This is a genomic window from Bacteroides sp. (genome assembly GCA_036351255.1).
In the GTDB taxonomy this organism is placed as follows: Bacteria; Bacteroidota; Bacteroidia; order Bacteroidales; family UBA7960; genus UBA7960.
Genome location: JAZBOS010000077.1, coordinates 1 through 20,594 on the forward strand (window position 1 = coordinate 1; position 20,594 = coordinate 20,594).

General features: G+C 46.0%; 14 protein-coding genes and 1 tRNA gene. 10 read left to right on the forward strand and 5 right to left on the reverse strand.

Going from position 1 to position 20,594, the window contains the following annotated elements; all coding sequences use genetic code 11:
* Positions 1–125: 125 nt before the first annotated feature.
* From V2I46_06820 to V2I46_06830, 3 genes are all read left to right on the forward strand, one after another.
* A complete protein-coding gene (locus tag V2I46_06820; protein ID MEE4177207.1) occupies positions 126–2,027 on the forward strand; it encodes an amidophosphoribosyltransferase in 1,902 nt (633 codons plus the stop codon).
* Between the two features lie 290 nt (positions 2,028–2,317).
* Positions 2,318–3,199: a fructosamine kinase family protein gene (locus V2I46_06825; protein MEE4177208.1), complete on the forward strand. Its 882-nt coding sequence runs from the start codon at positions 2,318–2,320 to the stop codon at positions 3,197–3,199.
* 108 nt (positions 3,200–3,307) lie between these two features.
* On the forward strand, positions 3,308–5,911 hold the full coding sequence (locus V2I46_06830) for a T9SS type A sorting domain-containing protein (protein ID MEE4177209.1): 2,604 nt from the start codon (positions 3,308–3,310) through the stop codon (positions 5,909–5,911).
* Here V2I46_06830 and V2I46_06835 read toward each other — a convergent pair.
* Both V2I46_06835 and thpR read right to left on the reverse strand, forming a co-directional pair.
* Positions 5,898–6,557 (reverse strand): RNA-binding domain-containing protein, encoded by a 660-nt coding sequence (locus V2I46_06835; GenBank protein MEE4177210.1) that lies wholly within the window; start codon positions 6,555–6,557, stop codon positions 5,898–5,900. The two genes, V2I46_06830 and V2I46_06835, sit on opposite strands and share 14 nt — an antisense overlap.
* 67 nt (positions 6,558–6,624) lie before the next feature.
* Positions 6,625–7,197 (reverse strand): RNA 2',3'-cyclic phosphodiesterase, encoded by a 573-nt coding sequence (thpR, locus tag V2I46_06840; protein ID MEE4177211.1) that lies wholly within the window; start codon positions 7,195–7,197, stop codon positions 6,625–6,627.
* A gap of 61 nt (positions 7,198–7,258) precedes the next feature.
* On the opposite strand from thpR, the gene V2I46_06845 reads away from it, so the two are divergent.
* Positions 7,259–7,332, forward strand: a tRNA-Ala gene (locus tag V2I46_06845).
* 33 nt (positions 7,333–7,365) lie between these two features.
* Here V2I46_06845 and V2I46_06850 read toward each other — a convergent pair.
* Both V2I46_06850 and rpiB read right to left on the reverse strand, forming a co-directional pair.
* On the reverse strand, positions 7,366–8,739 hold the full coding sequence (locus tag V2I46_06850; GenBank protein ID MEE4177212.1) for a lactate utilization protein B: 1,374 nt from the start codon (positions 8,737–8,739) through the stop codon (positions 7,366–7,368).
* A gap of 36 nt (positions 8,740–8,775) precedes the next feature.
* Positions 8,776–9,285 (reverse strand): ribose 5-phosphate isomerase B, encoded by a 510-nt coding sequence (gene rpiB, locus V2I46_06855; GenBank protein ID MEE4177213.1) that lies wholly within the window; start codon positions 9,283–9,285, stop codon positions 8,776–8,778.
* Positions 9,286–10,049: 764 nt separating this feature from the next.
* Between rpiB and V2I46_06860 the strand changes: the two genes are divergently transcribed.
* Positions 10,050–10,802: a response regulator gene (locus tag V2I46_06860; protein MEE4177214.1), complete on the forward strand. Its 753-nt coding sequence runs from the start codon at positions 10,050–10,052 to the stop codon at positions 10,800–10,802.
* Positions 10,803–11,119: 317 nt separating this feature from the next.
* Here the strand turns inward: V2I46_06860 and rnr are convergent, their stop codons facing one another.
* Positions 11,120–13,267: a ribonuclease R gene (gene rnr / locus V2I46_06865; GenBank protein MEE4177215.1), complete on the reverse strand. Its 2,148-nt coding sequence runs from the start codon at positions 13,265–13,267 to the stop codon at positions 11,120–11,122.
* Between the two features lie 137 nt (positions 13,268–13,404).
* Here rnr and V2I46_06870 point away from each other — a divergent pair, with 137 nt between their 5' ends.
* From V2I46_06870 to V2I46_06890, 5 genes are all read left to right on the forward strand, one after another.
* The gene (locus tag V2I46_06870) at positions 13,405–16,731 is read left to right on the forward strand and encodes a hypothetical protein (GenBank protein MEE4177216.1); all 3,327 of its coding nucleotides are present in this window, start codon (positions 13,405–13,407) and stop codon (positions 16,729–16,731) included.
* Positions 16,732–16,738: 7 nt separating this feature from the next.
* Positions 16,739–17,233, forward strand: a complete 495-nt coding sequence (locus V2I46_06875; protein MEE4177217.1) for a hypothetical protein — start codon at positions 16,739–16,741, stop codon at positions 17,231–17,233.
* Positions 17,234–17,665 carry an rRNA maturation RNase YbeY gene (gene ybeY, locus V2I46_06880; protein MEE4177218.1) on the forward strand — a complete coding sequence of 144 codons (432 nt, stop codon included), beginning with the start codon at positions 17,234–17,236 and terminating at the stop codon, positions 17,663–17,665. It begins immediately after the preceding gene.
* Between the two features lie 14 nt (positions 17,666–17,679).
* Entirely contained in the window at positions 17,680–19,557 is a 1,878-nt protein-coding gene (gene mnmG, locus V2I46_06885) for a tRNA uridine-5-carboxymethylaminomethyl(34) synthesis enzyme MnmG (protein ID MEE4177219.1), read from the forward strand.
* Positions 19,558–19,619: 62 nt separating this feature from the next.
* Entirely contained in the window at positions 19,620–20,519 is a 900-nt protein-coding gene (locus V2I46_06890) for a class I SAM-dependent methyltransferase (GenBank protein ID MEE4177220.1), read from the forward strand.
* Positions 20,520–20,594: the final 75 nt, after the last annotated feature.

The window sequence follows — 20,594 nt, forward strand, 5'->3', positions numbered from 1 at the left end:
GCCTTAACTTTAAACCTTGAACCAGGAACTATGAATATTTAACCTGGCTCTTTCTCAACTCCTGATCAAAAAGGGCTAGGGATAACTTCAATCTTTTTTACCTTTGCATTTTAATACCCCCTCTGATGAGTGATGCGATCAAGCACGAATGTGGCATAGTGCTGTTAAGGCTACTGAAGCCCCTGGAGTATTATGTATCACACTATGGCAGTGCGTTTTACGGTTTAAACAAGCTGTATCTGCTGATGGAAAAGCAGCACAACCGGGGTCAGGATGGCGCTGGGGTGGGCTGCATTAAGTTTGGGGTGCCTCCCGGGGAACGTTATATGACCCGTATGCGCAGCAATGATCCCAACCCCATCAAGTTTATCTTCGACCATATCAACAACAGCCTTGAACGAGTGGGTGAAAATCACCCCGAGCGCCTGGGTGATGTGAACTGGCTGAAGCACAACATGGACTTTTTCGGGGAGCTGTACCTGGGGCACCTGCGCTATGGCACCTTTGGCAACAACAGCATCGATGCCGTACATCCCTTCCTGAGGGAAAACAACTGGATGTCGAAAAACCTGATGATCGCGGGCAACTTTAACCTGACCAATGTGGATGAGTTGTTCGACAGCCTGGTGAACATCGGGCAGCATCCCAATGAGACCAGCGATACGGTGACCATCCTTGAAAAGGTGGGACACTTCCTCGATGAAGAGAATGAAGATCTGTACCGCAAATTCAAGGCAGAGGGCCATACGAAAAAAGCTATTTCACCAATGATTGCACGTCACCTGGACTTGCAGAATGTGCTGAAGAACGCCAGCAAGCACTGGGATGGCGGTTATGTAGTGGCAGGGATGCTCGGACATGGCGACTCGTTCGTGATGCGCGACCCGGCAGGGATACGGCCCGCATTTTATTACCGCAACGACGATTTTCTGGTGGCTGCCAGTGAACGCCCAGCCATTCAGACAGCTTTCAATGTACCACTTGAGCTGGTGCAGGAGTTGCAACCGGGTCATGCGCTGATTGTTAAACGGGATGGCACCACAACCGAGGTGCCCGTCCGTGAGCCCCAGAAAAAAGCAGCCTGCAGCTTTGAACGCATCTATTTCTCAAGGGGAACGGATGCCGACATTTACCAGGAACGCAAGCGGCTGGGACGTCAACTGCTGCCAGCTATTCTTAACACCATCAATCACGATCTGGAGAACACCATTTTCTCCTACATTCCCAATACAGCCATTTCGGCGTTTTCGGGCATGGTGGAAGGGCTCTACGAGTTTTGCGACCAGGTGAAGAAAGATCGTATCATTGAAGCACGCGACCAGTTGGACGATGAAAAACTGGAGAATATCCTGGCCCTTCGCCCGCGCATCGAGCAGATAGCAGTGAAGGATGCCAAACTGCGTACCTTCATTACCGCCGACAGTGCCCGCGATGACCTGGTAGCCCACGTTTATGATGTAACCTACGGAGTGGTCCGCCGTGGAGAAGACAATTTGGTGGTAATTGACGACAGCATTGTTCGTGGAACCACCCTGAAAAAAAGTATCATCCGGATCCTTGACCGGCTGGGACCCAAAAAGATCGTCATTGTTTCCTCGGCCCCTCAAATCAGGTATCCTGATTGTTACGGCATTGATATGGCGCGCCTGAATGAATTCATTGCCTTCCGCGCCGCCATCGAACTGCTGAAGGAAACGGGGCAGGCAGGGGTAATCAGCGATGTGTACAAGCGCTGTAAGGAACAGGAGATGCTGCCCAGGGAGGAAACCACCAACTGCGTGAAAGACATCTACAAGCCCTTCCGCCCGGAAGAGATCTCTGCCAAGATAGCCCAAATGCTTCATCCCCCGCAGGTGAAAGCCAACATTGAGATCGTATTCCAGACCATTGAAGACCTGCATACCGCCTGCCCGGGACATACCGGTGACTGGTATTTCACTGGCAATTACCCGACCCCCGGGGGAAATAAAGTAGTCAACCGATCCTTCATCAACTACATTGAGGGAAGAAACGAGCGGGCGTATTAGGTTAAAGGTTTAAAGTTCAAGGTTAGGAGTTTGGGGTTCCTGGTTCAATGTTAAGGCTGAGGTTGAGGTTAAGGTTAAGGTTGAGGTTGAGAAAGATGATTTGATTTTAGAATAACCCAGCCTGACCTCCTTCGGCGGGTAAACCGGCTGGCAGGGATTAAGGATTTTGATTTTTGATCTTAACAATGACAACAATGACAACTTGCCAATCCGCTGGCCAGCGGAACAACACTTAAACTTAAGACCCGAAACCTTCGGATTTCTTAATAAAGACAACCCGACAACACTAAATGCTTCCTTCGGAAATTCAAAAAGAACTTGGTTATATCATCCAACAGCAAATTGGGCTTGCACCAGTCCTGTCGGAGATCCGGTCTGTCGGAGGCGGGTGCATCAATGATGCCCGGGTGGTGAAGACGGATCAGGGTTTTTATTTCCTGAAATACAACCATGGCAGCCGTTACCCTGGTATGTTTGAGGCAGAGACGCGCGGGCTGAAGATGCTGGAAGATGCCAATGAGATCAGGGTACCCAAAGTAATTAGTACCGGAACCGCTGGAAAGCATGACTTCCTGGTGCTGGAATATCTTGAAAGCGGGCGGCAGGAAAAGCACTTCTGGGAACATTTCGGGCGAGGCTTGGCCCGGCTGCACAATCATACGGCACAGCATTTTGGCCTGGACCACGAAAATTATATTGGCAGTTTGCCCCAAACCAATGCTTTCAGTGAATCCTGGAAAGACTTCTTCATGACCCAAAGGATAGAGCCGCAATTGCGCCTATCACGGCAAAGTGGCAAAACAGACGCTCAGCTGGATACGCTTTTTGAACAGTTTTTTGTCAGACTGGATGCTTTTTTTCCGAAGGAGCCCCCTGCCCTGGTACACGGTGACCTGTGGAGCGGAAACTTCCTGACCGGCCCCAATGGGGAAGCTGTCATTATTGACCCCGCCGTATATTTCGGTCACCGCTATATGGACCTGGGGATGACGCAGCTGTTCGGCGGTTTCGATCCAGCTTTTTACAAGGCATACCAAGAAGAATACCCCCTGCAAGACAACTGGCGTGATGGCCTTGAGATTGCCAAGTTGTATCCCCTGATGGTGCATGTGAACCTTTTTGGCGGGGGATACCTGGGCAGCGTCAGGCAAATCCTGCGGCAGTACGCCTGAATGCAGCGAATACCCTTTGCTTTTGATAAAAAATATATTTCTTACCTTTATGGGTTCAAAGAGAACCCTTAGTAACATTGCGGCTGCTCTGTCATAAAACCTATTTTTATGAAAAGAACCTTTACTTTTTTGTTTGCCTTGATCCTTACCTCCACCAGCCTGATGGGGCAGATCACCGGGACCAGAAACATCCCTTCAGCCAATTATCCTGATCTGTCGGTTGCTGCCGACTCACTGAATCAATTTGGTACCGTAACAGGTGGCGTAACCTTCGTTCTGGCCGGAGATGCGGTTTACAACCATACTGAGACGATCCAGTTCACCGTCACGGGTACCGCTGATGCGCCCATCGTTTTTGAATGGGATGGTGTTGGAGAGCGCCCGGTGTTAAATTTCCCGGGAACGATTGCCAACCTGGAAAGCGGACTCGAATTCTCGGGGAGTGACTATATAACCCTTTCCGGACTGGACATTCAAAACCCCGACGGACTGCTTGAAACCGGTATTTTGTTTAAAAATGCTTCGGGCACCAATGGCTGCCATTACAACACTGTACAAAACACTCGCATCACACTGGATAAGAATAATCCGTATCAAACCCAGGGGGTGATGGTAAATGCGGCAATTGCTCCCACAAACATTGATGGCGCCATGAACAATAACCAGTTCATTGACAATGTGGTCAGCAACACAGCTTTTGGTTATTATTTCGAAGGAAACACCAGCGATGTTACCCTGATGAGCTACGGCAATATTGTGGGAAGCACAGAAGAAGGCGAGAGCCTTGTTGACGATATTGTGTTTTGCGGGGTCTATTTTCGCAGTCAGAACGGGGGTACCATTCATGGCACCACCATCAGTAATATGGAACGCATCGGCGACGGAACCACTGCACCGGCTGCCATTTCCACCACCAGTGGCTTACCCAGCGACTTTCTGAGCAATCCCTTCAATATTTACGACAACCGTATTGTGAATGCCCATTCGGGCTTTACCAGCATTTTTGGAATGTACATCAACGCTCGTAAATCGATTCACAACATTTACAATAATGTACTGCACAATATCACTGCCACAGGCGGAACCAATAAAACCGCTACGGGGATCATGCTTTTCGGCACCGATATCGATGCCTATATTTACAACAATATGGTGAGCGGGGTGGCAGCACCGTCTTCTGAGCTATCGACCGCCCCCGTCAGCAAGGGTATCGAAGTCAGATCGTTTGCTTCGGCCTATATCTACCACAATACGGTCATGCTGGAATATGACGCCCTGAGTACACTTCATCATTCGGCCGCTTTCTATCTGAACAACAGCTCCGACATGGTTGATCTGCGAAATAATATTTTCGTCAACCTGGCCAATCCTACGCTGGGTGGAACAGGACAAATTGCCGCCTTCTTTAAAAGTACCAATAACTTTACCAATCTGGATGCGAATTCAGATAACAACCTTTATTATGCCGGTGGAGGGGGTTCAAGCAATCTCTTGTTTTACGGATACAACTCAACGTCCCCTGTGTTAGCTCAAACCCTTGAAGAATATCAGTCGGCCGCCGCTACCATAGACCAGAACAGCTTTACTGAAAACGTTGCATTTATGGGAGAAGGCGATCTGCATATCGATCCTATGGTTAACACCGTGGTGCGCGAAAATGCCCAGCCCATCACCGAACCCATCGTGGTTGATTTTGATATCGATGGTTTTGAACGCGACACAGAAACCCCGGACATCGGTGCACAAGAACTGCCCGAAATTACCTTGCTCCTCCCCCAGAACCCTTATCCTGAAAACATGGCGCAAGAGGTTGGTGTCAACCTGGTTCATTTCGGATGGGAATACATCAACCAGCCCAATACTTTAGAGCCTGCAGGATTTCATCTTATGGTGGCTACCGATGTTGCTTTTGAAAATCCCGTCGAACTTTTCGAGCCATGGATTCCTTACGTGACCGGACAACAGGCATATTTTTACAGCCTGCCCGAAACGCCCATCCTAGATTTTGAAACGGTTTACTACTGGAAGGTCATCCCCTCGACCAGCGTCGAAGAAGTCCCTGAAGAACCCGTTGTGGATATCTGGACTTTTACAACCGAAATGGAAACCTTCGATTATCCCCTGGCGGCCTTTAACCCGCTGCCTGCAGATGAAGCCACGGATGTGGAAGCCGAACTGACCAGCCTTGCCTGGGAGCATGAGCACGATGTTGCTTTTGCATTGCCTGTAGGATTCCACGTGTATATGGGCCAAACTGAAGCGCTTGGGGAAGAAGACCTGATCGGATGGGTTGAGTTTATTGAAGAAAAGAGCAGCTATACCTTCGCGTTCTCCGACGGAAGCGAACTTCTCCCCTATGAGTCAGACTGGTACTGGAAGATCGTCCCAACGGCAGATCAGGAAAACGGCCCCGAGGCCCCTGATGCCTTGGTATGGTCATTTTCGGTTGAATCTGATCCTTATGTAGGCATTGACGATCAGCAGCATGCTTCGCCGGTATTTTATCCCAATCCCGTGCAGGATCGTCTGAACATCCGGGCAACGGAGGCAAGCACCCTGAAGGTTTTCGATATCACAGGGAAAAAGCTGACGGAGATCAACCTTGAACCGGGGGTGAATACCCTGGACATGAATGGTTTCCCGAGAGGTATCCTTTTGGTGCAGCTGATCAATGGCAAGGAAGTAACGACACAAAAGATCAGCCGGCGCTAGGCTCTTCCTCCTGCCCTGCTTCGCTTAAGCGAAACCACACATAGCGTTCATTCTGGCCGATCTCAACCAGGCCGGCACTGATCATGTTCACCAGGATGTTCTCGGCCTTATAGCGCGGGATATCGGCCAGGCGCGAGAATTTGCTGAGGGTTATGAAAGGGTGTGTGTTCAGGTAAGACATCAGGATTCGTTCGTTATCCGAATATTTTATCACAGTGCCCTGCTCGCTGTTCTGGCGTTTCCAGAGTTTGATCTGCAAGGGGGTGGCCAGAATGTTTTGGTCCCCTACCCTTACATAAGCCATCCAGCGGTCTTCTTCTGTCAACACAAAAGCGGGTTTCACTTTTAGGGCAGGAACGTCAATTTCCAATACCTGCTTGCCGTCGATGTTCCAGGGGCGGAAGGCAAAGTCAATCTCCGGCTTGCAATACATGCTGGCCGCCGCTTCAATCATATGGTATTCCTCGTCGGTGCGTACCCCGGCAATGACCCCATTGTCCTTCACCCCAATAAGCAGTTTTCCCCCGTCAGTATTGGCAAAAGCTACCAGCGTGCGGGCAATCTTGCGGCTGTCGTTTACCTGGAACTTAAAGTCGAGCTGTTGGTGCTCGCCCTGGGAGATGAGGTTGTGAATATAGCGGGACATGGGGGGGGTCAAGGTTAGGGGTTCAAAGTTTAAGGTTGAGGTTGAGACTAATTGACCATTGTAAAAATTAAGCCCGGTGACCTTCTCCGAGTTTAAATTCCTCCACAACCTTATATAAGGGCCCCTGAGGCCTCAAAAAGCTTTCCATAAGGTAGAAGGAGCCTGTGCGCACTTTAGCGAATTCCTGGCCTTTTAATTCGCTTTCCAGAGCCCTCAGGCCAACGGTATCCCGGATGAATTTAATACGACCAATGGTAAGATGAGGGATAAAGAGCTTGCGGTCAGGCTCATAACCCAGGGGCGCAAGAAATTGGTTCACGCTGTGGTAAAGCGCTTCCAGTTGTTTGCCTTGGCGAATACCCAGCCAGATCACGTTGGGCTGGCGGTTGCTGCCAAAGGTGCCGCATCCTTCCACCGAAAAAATGAATGGAGGGAAACTGGCTGCACTCAGATGCAAGGCTTCAATAATGCTTTCCACCTGCTGGTTGGGGGTGTCGCCAAAGAATTTCAGGGTAAGATGCAGGTTTTGAGTGGAAACCCAACTGACCTGGGCATCATTCAGCTCCAATCTGAAAGCTTCGATCGCCTCTTCCAGGGCTTCGTTCAGGGGCACCTTCACAGCGCAGAAAAGTCGTCTCATCTTCACAAAAAATTTTATTTGGTCATTTCAGGAAAAGCTATTAATTTTGCACACTGCAAATGGGGAATTAGCTCAGTTGGCTAGAGCGTTTGGCTGGCAGCCAAGAGGTCATCGGTTCGAGCCCGATATTCTCCACCCCCACCCGGCTCCTTACATGGACCGGGTTTTTTATTGCTGCTCCTTCCAGAGGTCGTGAAAGGATTTGGAGGCTACACGGGGCAGCGTCCGCCGTTTACCCCACGATTTTCCAAAGAACATCTGCATCCCCAGGTTTTTCATGCCTGCCTTGGGCATATCAAACCACTTGCGTTTTCCCATGAATTTCCTAAATCCCCGCATGGTCCACTTTTCCCATTTGCTGTTCAGGCCCTCGCGAACGCTAAGGTTACGGTTGTTGAGCAACTGCTGGTGCAAATCAATATTCACGGGGCAAACCTCCGTGCATTTGCCGCAAAGGCTCGAAGCATACGACAGGTGCTTGTATTCAGCCAGTCCGCGCATATGCGGGATAATCACGGCCCCTATGGGTCCGGAATACACATTTCCATAAGCATGTCCGCCAATGTTTTGGTAAATGGGGCAGGCATTCAGGCAAGCTCCGCAGCGAATACACGACAGGGCCCGTCGCTGCGGGATGCGCGACAACAGCTGGGTGCGGCCATTATCAACCAATACCACCACCATTTGCGTGGGTCCATCGCTTTCATCTTTTCGGCGGGGCCCGCTTACCAGCGAATTGTAAACCGTCACCTGCTGCCCTGTGCCATGGGTAGCCAGCAGGGGCCAGAAAAGATCCAGGTCGTCCAGCGAAGGGATGATCTTGTCAATACCGGTCACCACGATATGCACTGGGGGCATACTCATGGACAGCACCCCATTGCCCTCATTTTCAGTAAGTGCCACTGCGCCCGAGCCGGCCACAAGGAAATTGGCCCCCGTAATCCCGGCCTGCGCCTTTTGAAACTTCTCGCGTAAAGTGCCGCGCACAAATGCAGTGATCTCTGCAGGGGTCGCAGTTTCAGACAGGCCGAACTTCTCGTGAAAGATTTTTGCCACATCGGCCGCCGAGCGATGCATGATGGGGGTGATGATATGATAAGGCCTGTCGTTGCTAAGCTGAACGATGTATTCACCCAGATCGGTCTCAATGGTTTCAATACCATTCTTTTCCAGGAATTCGGTAAGGCCGATTTCTTCGGTGACCATCGATTTAGACTTGACCACCAGCTTCACATAATTTTTCTCGAGTACCTCCAGCACAGCTTTCCGAGCTTCTTCAGCATCCTGCGCCCAGAGAACTTTTCCTCCGTGGCGGCTAAAATGGTGTTCAAAATCTTTCAGCAGGTCCTCCATGTTTTCGATGGCCCTGTAGCGGCGCATGGCAGCCCGGCGGCGTGCCAGTTCAAGATTGCTGTATTGCTTTTTTCCCTGGACTACTGCTTCGTTGTATTTTCCAATGTTGTGGGCAAGCGTGGCCCGATGAACCTTGTCGAAGGCTTTATTTTCACTATCAACGAGAAACTGTGCGTGTATATGGGTCATTGAAAACCAAATATTTAATGCATCTAATGAGGTCGTTTAAAGCTCATCATCGTGCATGTCTTCCATTTCTTCCCCCTCCTGGTCGAAATCATCATTTTCGTCTTTCCAGGCAATTTTATTGATACGGCGCGAATGGCGTCCACCTTCAAAGTCGGTTTTAAGGAATACGTCAGTAATTTGCAGCGCGGTTTCCTCAGAGATAAAGCGTGCAGGCATGGCTAAAACATTTGCATTGTTGTGCAGGCGCGCCAACCGTCCGATCTCCACCTTCCAGCAAAGGGCCGAGCGAATCCCCTGGTGCTTGTTGGCGGTCATATTCACGCCATTCCCGCTGCCGCAAATGACAATACCAAAATCGTGCTCACCGGCTTCAATGGCTGAAGCCAGCGGATGCACGGGATCGGCATAATCCGAGCTCTCTTCCGAGTGTGTCCCGTAGTCCTTTATCTTACAGCCCTTTTCAACCAAAAAAGGAATCAGGCGCTGTTTCAGCAAAAACCCCGCATGATCACATCCGAGGGCTACTCTTAAGCCATTTGTTACCATTGTTAATAAAGTTTTTTCATGTCTGTTAATAGCAAAGCTACAAAGAAATTGTACAAAATTAGTTTTTAATTACTTATGAGAAGTGGGCGGTGGTATTTATGAAAACCACAAATACTCTTTCAATTCATTATCAATATTTTCCGGTTTTCAACATTGTACTGTTAATAAAATGGGGTCCTCAGGCTCGTTAATTTTGGTAAAAATATTTGCAAAATTCAAAACCGTTTTTGCTTAGAAAATTTCAATAAATTTCCAAAGGCAAAGCAAGGGTTTTTATAATAATATTTGCACATATTTTCAACATTATTATTGAAAAATACTCCTGTTCATAACCCACTTTTTATCACCAACAGTTGTTTCCAACAACTTGTTAATATCTTCATAATTCCTTGATTTATCAGTCCAATTTTCAAAATCTGCTGTTCATAAGGTGTTAAATAGTTTTAATAACATGGGTTATCAAGTTTTCTTTCCTAATTTTTTCAACTTTATGAACAGGATAATAAACACATAAAATATTTTTTAAAAACTATTATTATTAATATTGATAGAAAAAGTTTTTAAGCTCCAAATAGGTCTGAAAAATTATATTTAGCTGAATGTTTGGGCTGGCGCGCCAACTTGAATTGGATTATTAAAAAAAAGTCGTAAATTTGGAAATTCTTTATAATCAAGTTTTTTTAAACCTTAAAACAAGTTCAAACTGGCTTAAAGGTATTGTGTTTTAAGCAGTGACATTGTGTAAATTTTTTAAAAGAAGAAAAATGGCAAAAATTAAAATTTTGGTTGTTGAAGACGAAAGTATTGTAGCCAAGGATATTCAGAACAGTCTGAAAAAACTGGGTTACCAGGTACCGACCACTGTGAACAGTGGAGAAAAAGCCATAGAGGAAATTGAAGACAATCGCCCTGACCTGGTCCTGATGGATATAATGCTTAAAGGCCAGATGACCGGTATTGATGCTGCCAATGTCATTAAGGAGCGATTCGGAGTTCCGGTCATTTTCCTTACTGCTTATGCCGACGACAATACGTTAAGCAAGGCTAAAATTACCGAACCTTACGGGTACATTATCAAGCCCTTTAAGGAAAAGGAACTGCAGACCACTATTGAGATGGCCATCTTCAAGCACGAAAAGGATGAAGTCATTAAGAAAGAGCGTGATCTGTATCATTCCATCATCGAAAACAAGGAGTCGAAAGACAGCATTTTTGTCCGCGCCGACTATCGTCTGAACAAGATCAATTTTGATGATATTTTTTATGTGGAAGCATTGAAAGACTATGTGGTGATTAACACCTCCGATAACAGTTATACCACTCACACCACCATGAAGGAAATGGTACGGATCCTGCCCTCTAAGGATTTTGTCCGTATTCACCGCTCCTTTATTGTGAACCTCAACAAGATTTTCTCTATCAAATATCCCGACCTGGTTATTGAAGGGAAAATGAAGGTATTGCCCATTGGAGGCCTTTACCGCAAAGAACTTTACAGCCGCCTGAATTTAATTTAAAGCGCTGTTAATCATATTCGGAAGGCGGTCAATTTTGAAATTGACCGCCTTTTTTTATGTTCCATCCGACCCAATTTTCTTTCTCCCCTACCCCTGGATGGTTCATTTTTTTTCAATTATTAAATTGTTAATAATCAAAGTATTATGTTTTATAAAAAAGATCATCGTCATAGTTAATACGGAGTTTATTCGGTTTAAACCGAATAAACTCCGTATTAACTCCGTATTAACTATGAGCATGATCCTTGGAAAGGAATACAAAGTTTTAAAAAAAATCCCGCCTTTGAGCGGGATTTTTATCATTGTAAAAAGGCCGATTACTCCACCATTTCCAGGTCAAGTTCCTTTTTCAGGAGGTCGGTACTCTTGATCCTTACCCTGACGGGGCTACCCAGTTTATACACTTTGTGTTTGTTATTGCCAATTACCTGGTAGTTATCCTCATCCAGGTAATAATAATCGTCGGCCAGGTCTCTTAATCGAACCATGCCTTCAACCTTGTTTTCCTTGATCTCGACAAAGATGCCCCATTTGCTGACGCCCGAAATCAGGCCATCAAATTCCTGCCCAATTTTATCGGACATAAATTCCACCTGTTTGAGTTTTACTGAATCGCGTTCAGCATCCTGTGCTTTTTTCTCCATATCAGATGACTGGACGCAAAGCTCTTCATAAAATTCCTCAGAAGCACTGGGTTTACCATTGGCATAGTCAAACAAAAGACGGTGGGCCATCATATCGGGATAACGGCGGATAGGGGAGGTGAAGTGGCTGTAAAAGGCAAAAGCCAGGCCGTAGTGACCGATGTTCTGGGTTGAGTATTCGGCCTTAGCCATTGAGCGGATGGCCAGGGTTTCAATGAGGTTTTCCTCGCCTTTGCCCTGGGCATCTTCCAGGAGTTGGTTGAAAGAAGAGGAAATGTTTTTCCTTGTGTCGATCCTGAGTTTATATCCCAGTTTTGAAACGAATTCCGAGAGAGTGGACAGCTTCTCCAGGTTGGGAACATCGTGGATACGATACACAAAAGTCTTGGGTTTGGCTTTTCCTCTGGGCTTGCCAATATGTTCAGCAACGGTCCTGTTGGCCAGCAGCATAAATTCCTCGATCAGTTTGTTGGCTTCCTTTTGTACTTTGAAATAGACCTCCAGGGGTTTACCTTTCTCATCGAGCTTGAATTTAAATTCTTCTTTGTCGAAACTGATGGCTCCTTCTTTCATGCGGCGAGAGCGAAAAATTTGTGCCAAATCGTTGAGGGTCAGGATGGCTTCGCTGAGAGGTCCTTGCCGCTCTTCAATAATTTTCTGAGCCTCCTCATAGCTAAAGCGCCGGTCGGTATTAATGATGGTTTTTACAATCCTGTATTTCAGCACCTTTGCTTTTTCAGTTATATTGAAAACCACTGAATAGCAAAGCTTATCGGTATTCGGATTCAGTGAGCAAAGGTTATTTGAGAGGTTCTCGGGCAGCATGGGGATGGTACGGTCCACCAGGTAAATGCTGGTTGCGCGGTTAATGGCCTCCTTGTCAACAATGGTTCCCTGCTTGACATAATGGGTCACATCGGCGATATGGACTCCGACCTCATAAAGGTTTTCACTTAATTTTCTGAACGAGAGGGCATCATCGAGGTCTTTGGCATCAAAGGGGTCGATGGTGAAGGTGATGACATCCCTGAAATCTTCGCGACGAGCAATTTCGCTTTCGGTAATGATTCCGGGTATTTTTTCAGCGGCTTGTTCTACTTCTTTTTCAAAGCGTGCCGGCAGCCCATACTGTGCCAGGATGGCGTGCATTTCCACTTCATTGTCGCCGGGTTCGCCCAACACTTCAGTGATTTTTCCATAAGGGTTTTTGGAAGGAGGAGCCCATTCAGTGATTTCGGCTATGGCTTTCTGGCCGTTTCTGGCACCATTGAGATGTTCGAGTGGTATGAAAATATCGACCGGCATGGTCTTGCTGTCGGGCACCAGGAAGGCAAACTTGGGGCCCACCTGCAGGATGCCCACCCAGGTTTTGTTGGGGCGTTCCAGGATTTCTATAATTTCGCCTTCGGTTTTATGATTTTTCCGTTTAGGAAACAAGCGAACCTTTACTTTGTCATCATGCAGGGCATAGCCCGTATTATTGGGTGCAATTAGCACATCTTCAAGCAGTTCACTGGATATTATATAGGCTTTTCCGGTTTGTTTCATGTCTACGCGCCCGGTAATAAACGGTCCTATTTTTTTCTGTTTTTCAGCATAGAGGGGGTTAAGTTTAAACTTGCCCTTATAGGCTTCCAGCAGAATATTTTCCTTAGCCAGGGCATACAGGACACCGGAAATGAACTTTCGGTTTTCCTGACCAAGAGGGCCTAAGGCTTTGGCTACTTGTTTGTAATTATAAAGCGTATCGCGATTTTTGCTGAAAAGGGCTACGATAGGTTCTCTTAAATCAGCTTTAATGGTGTCTTTCTTTTTTGCCATATCAATTATGAAATCAGTACGTTAATAAATCAGGGGCTTATAAATCATTAAGTATGCAATTTAAGGTTTTTTTGCGGAGATGGGGCCTTGTTTTTTTGTAAATTTATCCTTACCAATCATTGAATAAAGGAATTTATATGGCCGCGAATTTTGAAATATTGCTTGATAAATTGGATCAGTTCATCCGGCGATATTACCTTAATTTACTCATTAAGGGCGCTTTACTTTTTGGAGCAGGCTTCCTTTTGATTTTCCTGGTTTTTTCGCTGCTGGAATATTTCGGGTATTTTGGAAGTTTGGTACGTTCCATTCTTTTTTATGGTTTTCTGGCTTTTAATCTCTTTGTGCTGGTTCGTTATGTATTGCGACCCCTGGCGGGGTTTATGCGGATAGGGAAACGCATCAGCGCCCCTGAGGCCGCAAGGATCGTGGGTGAACACTTCAGGGATGAAATCCGTGATAAGATTACCAACACCCTTGAATTGCGGGATTATTTGGAAGATAATCCCGAGGGCAAGGACCTGATCCTGGCAGGTATTAATCAAAAGTCTGGGTTTGCCTTACAGGTGCCTTTTTTGAATGCCATTGATTTTAAAGGTAATACCAAATATCTGCCTTATTTTCTGATTCCATTTGTCATTTTTCTTGGCATTGTAACCGTGAAGCCGGCCTTTCTTTTTGAGCCAGCCAGCAGAATAGCCCGTTATGATGTTTATTTTGAAAAACCTGCTCCTTTTTCCTTTCAGGTTGAAAATGAGCTTCAGGGTTTTCAGGGAGAAGACCTTGTCATTGAAGCACTTAGCCCGGGTTCTGTGTTACCTGCCGATGCTATGATTCGGTATGGAGGAGGGGAATATTTGATGCAGGGTGATGGTAAAGGCTTGTTTACCCACAAGGTGCGTAACCTGCAGGAAACCTTTCAATTCTTTATTCACTCGCAGGGGTTTGAATTTGGGCCTTTCGAGTTAAGGGTTTTGCAAAAACCTGCCTTTAGCCATTTTACTGTAAAAGTAGAAAACCCTGGTTATACTGGTCTTGGCAAGGAGGAATTCAGTAATATCGGTGATTTGATGGTAGCTGAAGGAGCCAGGGTTCATTGGGAGTTCTATACCAGGGGAAGTGGCTCGGTTTCTTTTTTCCTGGAAGGGGAGGAGCAACATGTGGAAGAAATGAAGGCCGGGGTTTTCCAGGTGAATCATAGGGCTGGGAAATCATTTAATTATGAGGTTTTTGCGTGGAATGATGACATAGGAAAAGGGGACTCACTTCAATATTTTGTTCAGGTTAAACCCGATGCCTGGCCACAGATCCAGATTGAAGAACAACAGGATTCGGTCTTATTGTCACATTTGTTCTTTCGGGGGTTGATTCAGGATGATTTTGGTTTTACAGACCTTGAATTCCGGTATCGTTTGGTGGAAGATCCTGATCTGGGTGCTGAGGATGAAAAGGAATTTATTGCCGAAAAATTGGTTTTTGATCCTGAGCTGCTTAATCAAACCTTTTATCATCATTTTGATCTCCAGTCAATTTATATCAATCCTGGGGAATCGGTTGAGTATTATTTCATTGTGTTTGATAACGATGGGGTGAATGGGTCCAAATCAAGCCGAAGTCGCCTGTTTTCGTTTTATGTTCCCAGTGAAGAAGAATTGCTTGCCCAATCCAGGAAAAGCAATGAGCAGTTTAAAGATGACTTGGATTCCGGAATATCTGAAGTGCGGGATTCCCGTCGTAAAATAGATCAGATAAGGAAACAAATGCTTGAAAATGAAAGGCTTAACTGGGATCAAAGGGAAGCATTGGAACAATTGCTTGAAAAACAGCATAGTATTCAGGAAAACTTTGAAGAACTTAAGGAAATAAAAGAAAGAAACGAATTGCGTGATGAGCAATTTATGGAAACTTCGGAAAGAATTAAAGAAAAGCAGGAGGAACTGGACCGTTTGTATGAGGAAGTTGTTTCCGATGAACTTAAAGAGTTAATGGAAAAAATCAGGCAGGAACTGGATAGTCTGAATCGCGAACAAGTCTACCAAATGCTTGAGGAAATGGAGTTTGAGATGAGCCAACTAGAGAACCAGATGGATCGTGCCCTTGAATTTTTTAAGCAACTTGAACTTGAACGTTTGCTTCAGCAAAGCCTTGACAAACTGGAAGCCATTAAGGAGGAACAGGATGAACAGATTGAAAATACAGGTGCTGCGGACCTGGAAGATGAACAGATAATTGAAAATCAAGAGAATATTAATGAAGATCTAGAAAATCTTTCTGAAATGCTTGAGGAATTCAGGGAGAAAAACCAGGACCTTCAACGACCTCAGCCGATAGATAATACGAGTGAGCTGGAGAAGTCAATCATGGAAGATTTACAGAAAGCCCTTGAGCAAATGCAGCAAGGGCAAAGGCCACAGTCGTCAGGCAATCAACAAAGTGGTCGAAAGAAAATGGATGATCTCAGCATGAGGCTTGAAAGCATGCAACAAAGCATGTTTGAAGATCAGCTGGCCGAAGATGCCCGGGCACTTAGAGTAATACTTGAAAACTTGCTGAAATCCAGTTTTTCTCAAGAAAACCTGTTGCTGGAAGTCAGGAACATTAATGTGAACGATCCCCAGTATGTTGAATTGATCCAGGATCAAAAGAAGATCCAGGAAGACCTTCAAATGATTGAAGACTCATTGGTGGCTTTGAGTAAAAGGCAGATGCAGATCGGAGCCTATGTGAACCGGGAGATCGGGGAGATCAATATGAATCTGGCGAGAGGTCTGGATGAACTGGTTAACCGGCGGAGGTATCAAGGGGCAAGCCGTCAGCAATTTGTGATGACGCACATTAATAACCTGGCCCTTTTGCTGAATGAAAGCCTTCAGAACATGCAGATGCAGATGTCGATGAACAGTTCAGGAAATCCTGAAAACAGCGGGGGAGGCCAGTGTGATTTTCCAGGTTTGAGGCAAATGCAGGAGCAACTTAATCGGATGCTCGAACAATTGCAGCAGGGCCACCAGCCCATGCCAGGTGAAAGCGGAAAGCCTATGTCAGTGAGCGAGCAACTGGCCCGTTTGGCGGCTGAACAGGAGGCTATAAGAAATCAACTAAAGGAGCTTGCGGATGAAATGAAGGCCGGCGGAGAAGACGGGCGTGCCCTTGATCAGCTTATGAGAGATATGGAACGAACCGAGTTGGATATTGTAAACCGGAACGTTACCAGGCAGACCGTCCAACGGCAGCAAAGGATTCTTACACGCTTGCTTGAACACGAGCGAGCCCAGCTTCAGCGCGAGCAGGAAGAGCGCCGTGAAGCTACCACTGCAAAAAATTATGAAATTAGTAACCCTGTTGACGTTTTTGAGTATAATAGGATAAGAAACCGTGAGTTAGAGATGCTGCGGAGCCTGCCTCCGGGACTGAAACCCTACTACCGGTCGCTTGTTGAAACCTATTTCCTTAACGTTGAATGACAATAGCATGGTAGAACTTGAAAAACACCTCAGGCTGAAAGCCCGTAAAGAAGAGATCCATAAACTGGAAGCCTTTGTGGAAAAGGTGTGCGACCAGTACAACATTTATCACTCTTATTTCGGGAACATTCTCTTTTCTGTTTCAGAAGCTTTTGAATTCGCGGTAAGTGAAAAAGGAGATAGACTTAAGTATATAGATGTGTATTTTGAATCACGTCCGTATGGCTTGGTATTTAAGGTTTCCCTTTCCGACCGTTTCCTCGAAATCGCTGCGCTATTTCAGGATGATATGGAAAAAGCCCTGGAAGCGGAAGAAATTTCTGATTCGGAAAGAAGCATGGTAATGATCCGGATGCTTAGCGATGAGGTGAATTTCGATGCCAAGGCTGAATTGATGGAAATGGTATTTTATATCACCAGCATCAATCAGCATTTGACACGTGAAAGAATTCGCTTGTTGGATGAATACTTCGAAAAAATCAACGTTAAAAAACCTGCCTGATTGAGCGGAAAAGGTCATATTGAATTTTTTTTTGAGGAGGTTAACATTCCCGGGTTTTCCAAAAAGAAGGTCCGGGAATGGATTATTAAGACCATTGCAGAAGAAGGGGGAACCCCCGGCGCTATTACTTATGTCTTTTGCAAAGATGATTATTTGCTTAAACTTAACCTTGAATTTCTGGATCACGATACCCTGACGGATATCATTACTTTTGATTATGGGGAAGACACCGGCAACATATCCGGTGATATTTTTATCAGTGTTGAGCGGGTACGTGAAAATGCTGCAGGATTGAACCTTTCCTTTTCTGAGGAGTTAAACAGAGTAATCATTCATGGTGTCTTGCATTTGCTGGGGTATAAGGATAAAAGCCCGGACGATGAGATGCTTATGCGCCAGAAAGAGAATTATTACTTAACTTTGCAAGCTTAATTTTTTTGTTATAAATGTTTGAACACTACGATATTATTGTGGTGGGAGCAGGACATGCCGGCAGCGAAGCTGCAGCAGCGGGTGCCCGTTTAGGATCCAGGGTTCTTCTTGTTACCATGAACCTTGGCGGAATTGCACAGATGTCATGTAATCCTGCCATGGGTGGCATTGCCAAAGGGCAAATTGTTCGTGAGATCGATGCCCTTGGGGGTTATTCCGGCATTGTCACCGACCATACCATGGTTCAGTTTCGGATGCTGAATCGTAGTAAAGGGCCTGCCATGTGGAGTCCGCGCGCCCAGAGCGACCGAATTCTTTTTTCTCAGAAATGGCGGGAGATGCTGGAACAGATACCTAATTTGCATTTCTGGCAAGATACCGTTACCGAGGTCATTGTTGAAAACGGCAAAGCGATAGGGGTTAAAACTGGTTTTGGAGGTGAGATATTTTCCAAAACGGTGATCATTACCAGTGGGACTTTCCTGAACGGGAAGATTCACATTGGGCAAAAAAACTTCAGTGGGGGCAGGCTTGGAGATGCCAATGCCACGGGTTTAACCGAAAACTTAAAGCGCTTTGGTATAGAGAGTGAAAGGCTGAAAACAGGAACGCCGGTGAGGGTGGACGGGCGTAGTATTGATTTCAGCAAGATGACCGAACAAAAAGGCGATGAAAATCCTGGTCGTTTTTCTTTCCTTGAAACACCTCGCCTAAAAAAACAACTGAGCTGTTACTTAACCTATACGAGCGATGAAGTGCATGATGTGCTTCGCACGGGATTTGATTTTTCGCCGATGTTCGCTGGAAGGATTCAGGGAACTGGTCCCCGCTACTGCCCCTCTATAGAAGATAAAATCGACCGTTTCTCGGACAAGGAAAGGCACCAGCTTTTCATTGAGCCCGAAGGCTGGACAAGTAACGAATATTATGTGAATGGATTTTCTTCGAGTTTGCCGGAAGAGGTGCAATATAAGGCCTTAAAGAAAATTGCCGGATTTGAACATGCCCGTATCCTGAAGCCAGGTTATGCCATAGAATATGACTACTTCCCACCAACCCAACTACAATTTTCATTGGAGTCGCGTTTTGTTGAGAACTTGTTTTTCGCCGGGCAGGTGAATGGAACTACGGGCTATGAAGAAGCGGGAGGGCAGGGGTTGATTGCCGGAATTAATGCCCGTCATAAAATCAAGGGGAAAGCTCCTTTTGTTCTGAAGCGTTCTGAAGCTTATATAGGGGTATTGATTGACGACCTTGTTACGAAGGGCACGAATGAACCTTACCGGATGTTTACCAGCAGGGCCGAATTCCGTATCCTGCTTAGGCAGGATAATGCAGATCAGCGTTTGACCCGCAAAGGAATTGAATTGGGATTAGCTGAACCAGAACGTTTGGAGCGCCTTGAGAAGAAAGAGCAGATTATTGGCGATATTACTGCATTTATGGAAAAGGAAAACTCTTCGCCTGATGTTGTGAATGCTTATCTTGAACGCGTTTCTTCAGCTCCGATCAGAATTCCTCAACGTATGGCTAATCTTTTGCTCAGGCCGCAAGTTTCGTTGAAAGGAATGATGGATCAAGACAAAAAGTTTGGGGAATTTATCCATCGGTTCTCAGGAGAGGCTGTTTTTGAAGAAGCCCTTGAATCGGTTGAGATTCAAATTAAGTATGCCGGTTATCTTGAAAAGGAAAAAGAAATTGCCGAGAAAATTACGCGCCTTGAAGATATCCGGCTTGGTGACGATATCAACTATATGGAGTTTAAAGCCCTTAGCATGGAAGCCAGACAAAAGCTTGAAAAGATCAAACCACAAAATATTGGTCAGGCCAGTCGGATCAGCGGAATTTCTCCTGCCGATGTTTCTGTCCTTTTGGTTCATCTTGGGCGGTGATTGTTTCACGTGAAACAATCTGTTTGAAATATTTTTTAATTATTAAATGTTCCACGTGAAACATGGATGAAACGGAATTCTTGCATCATTGTCCTTTATGTGGGGCAGGGGAGGGGTTGGTGCCCTTCCTGACTTGCCCCGATCATTTGCTGGGTTCTGGTCAGTATTCCATGGTTCAATGTGGAAGCTGCGGACTGGTGTTTACCAATCCCCGGCCCAGGGAAGAGGAACTCCCGGCCTTTTATCAAAGCGAACAATACGTTTCACATACTGAACATCAAAATAGCCTTAGAGAACGCATCTATTTCCGGGTGCAATCCTATATGCTTAAGCGTAAGTTTCTTTTAATCAGCAAATTAAAAGGGAGAGGGCGGCTTCTGCTTGACGTTGGTTGCGGTGCTGGTGCCTTTGGTAATTATATGCAAGACCATGGTTATCAGGCTATTGGAATCGAACCCCAGCCCGCTGCACGAGAAAAAACCAGGGAAAAGGGTATCCAAGTGTTTGATAGTCAGGAGGAAATGCTTAAAGATGCTAAGGATTCCTTCGACTTTATTACCCTTTGGCATGTAATGGAGCATCAATCGAGGTTTATGGAAAGCTTCGAACAGTATCATCAATTGCTGAAAGACAATGGCTGGCTGATTATTGCTGTTCCCCAATACCAGAGCTACGATGCAGGGCATTATAACTCATGGTGGGCGGCTTATGACCTACCAAGGCATCTTAACCATTTCAGCCCTAAGACCCTGGAACAAGCCGCCAGCCAGAAGGGTTTCCGGCTGGTTAAGAAAAAAGGGATGCCATTCGACGCCTTTTATGTTTCTATCCTCAGCGAATACTATAAAGGCAATGCGCTTGCCTTTATCCGGGGTGCCCTTGTTGGCCTTTGGTCCAACCTCCTGGCCCTGATTCATGTCAAACCCTGGTCAAGCCAAATCTTCATTTTCCAAAAACGATAAATAATTTTCCAGTCCTGCAATTGTGGAACATTGTTTGTGGGATAAACCTGCCGTCAATGGATGCATTACCTGTTG

What these genes read in the sequence shown, in the direction of transcription:
- V2I46_06820 (MEE4177207.1), top strand. Translation starts at nt 126, where the DNA reads ATGAGTGATGCGATCAAGCACGAATGTGGCATAGTGCTGTTAAGGCTA.
- thpR (MEE4177211.1), bottom strand. Translation starts at nt 7,197, where the DNA reads ATGAGACGACTTTTCTGCGCTGTGAAGGTGCCCCTGAACGAAGCCCTG.
- mnmG (MEE4177219.1), top strand. Translation starts at nt 17,680, where the DNA reads ATGTTTGAACACTACGATATTATTGTGGTGGGAGCAGGACATGCCGGC.
- V2I46_06870 (MEE4177216.1), top strand. Translation starts at nt 13,405, where the DNA reads ATGGCCGCGAATTTTGAAATATTGCTTGATAAATTGGATCAGTTCATC.
- V2I46_06860 (MEE4177214.1), top strand. Translation starts at nt 10,050, where the DNA reads ATGGCAAAAATTAAAATTTTGGTTGTTGAAGACGAAAGTATTGTAGCC.
- rnr (MEE4177215.1), bottom strand. Translation starts at nt 13,267, where the DNA reads ATGGCAAAAAAGAAAGACACCATTAAAGCTGATTTAAGAGAACCTATC.
- V2I46_06850 (MEE4177212.1), bottom strand. Translation starts at nt 8,739, where the DNA reads ATGACCCATATACACGCACAGTTTCTCGTTGATAGTGAAAATAAAGCC.
- V2I46_06830 (MEE4177209.1), top strand. Translation starts at nt 3,308, where the DNA reads ATGAAAAGAACCTTTACTTTTTTGTTTGCCTTGATCCTTACCTCCACC.
- V2I46_06875 (MEE4177217.1), top strand. Translation starts at nt 16,739, where the DNA reads ATGGTAGAACTTGAAAAACACCTCAGGCTGAAAGCCCGTAAAGAAGAG.
- V2I46_06835 (MEE4177210.1), bottom strand. Translation starts at nt 6,557, where the DNA reads ATGTCCCGCTATATTCACAACCTCATCTCCCAGGGCGAGCACCAACAG.
- V2I46_06890 (MEE4177220.1), top strand. Translation starts at nt 19,620, where the DNA reads ATGGATGAAACGGAATTCTTGCATCATTGTCCTTTATGTGGGGCAGGG.
- V2I46_06825 (MEE4177208.1), top strand. Translation starts at nt 2,318, where the DNA reads ATGCTTCCTTCGGAAATTCAAAAAGAACTTGGTTATATCATCCAACAG.
- rpiB (MEE4177213.1), bottom strand. Translation starts at nt 9,285, where the DNA reads ATGGTAACAAATGGCTTAAGAGTAGCCCTCGGATGTGATCATGCGGGG.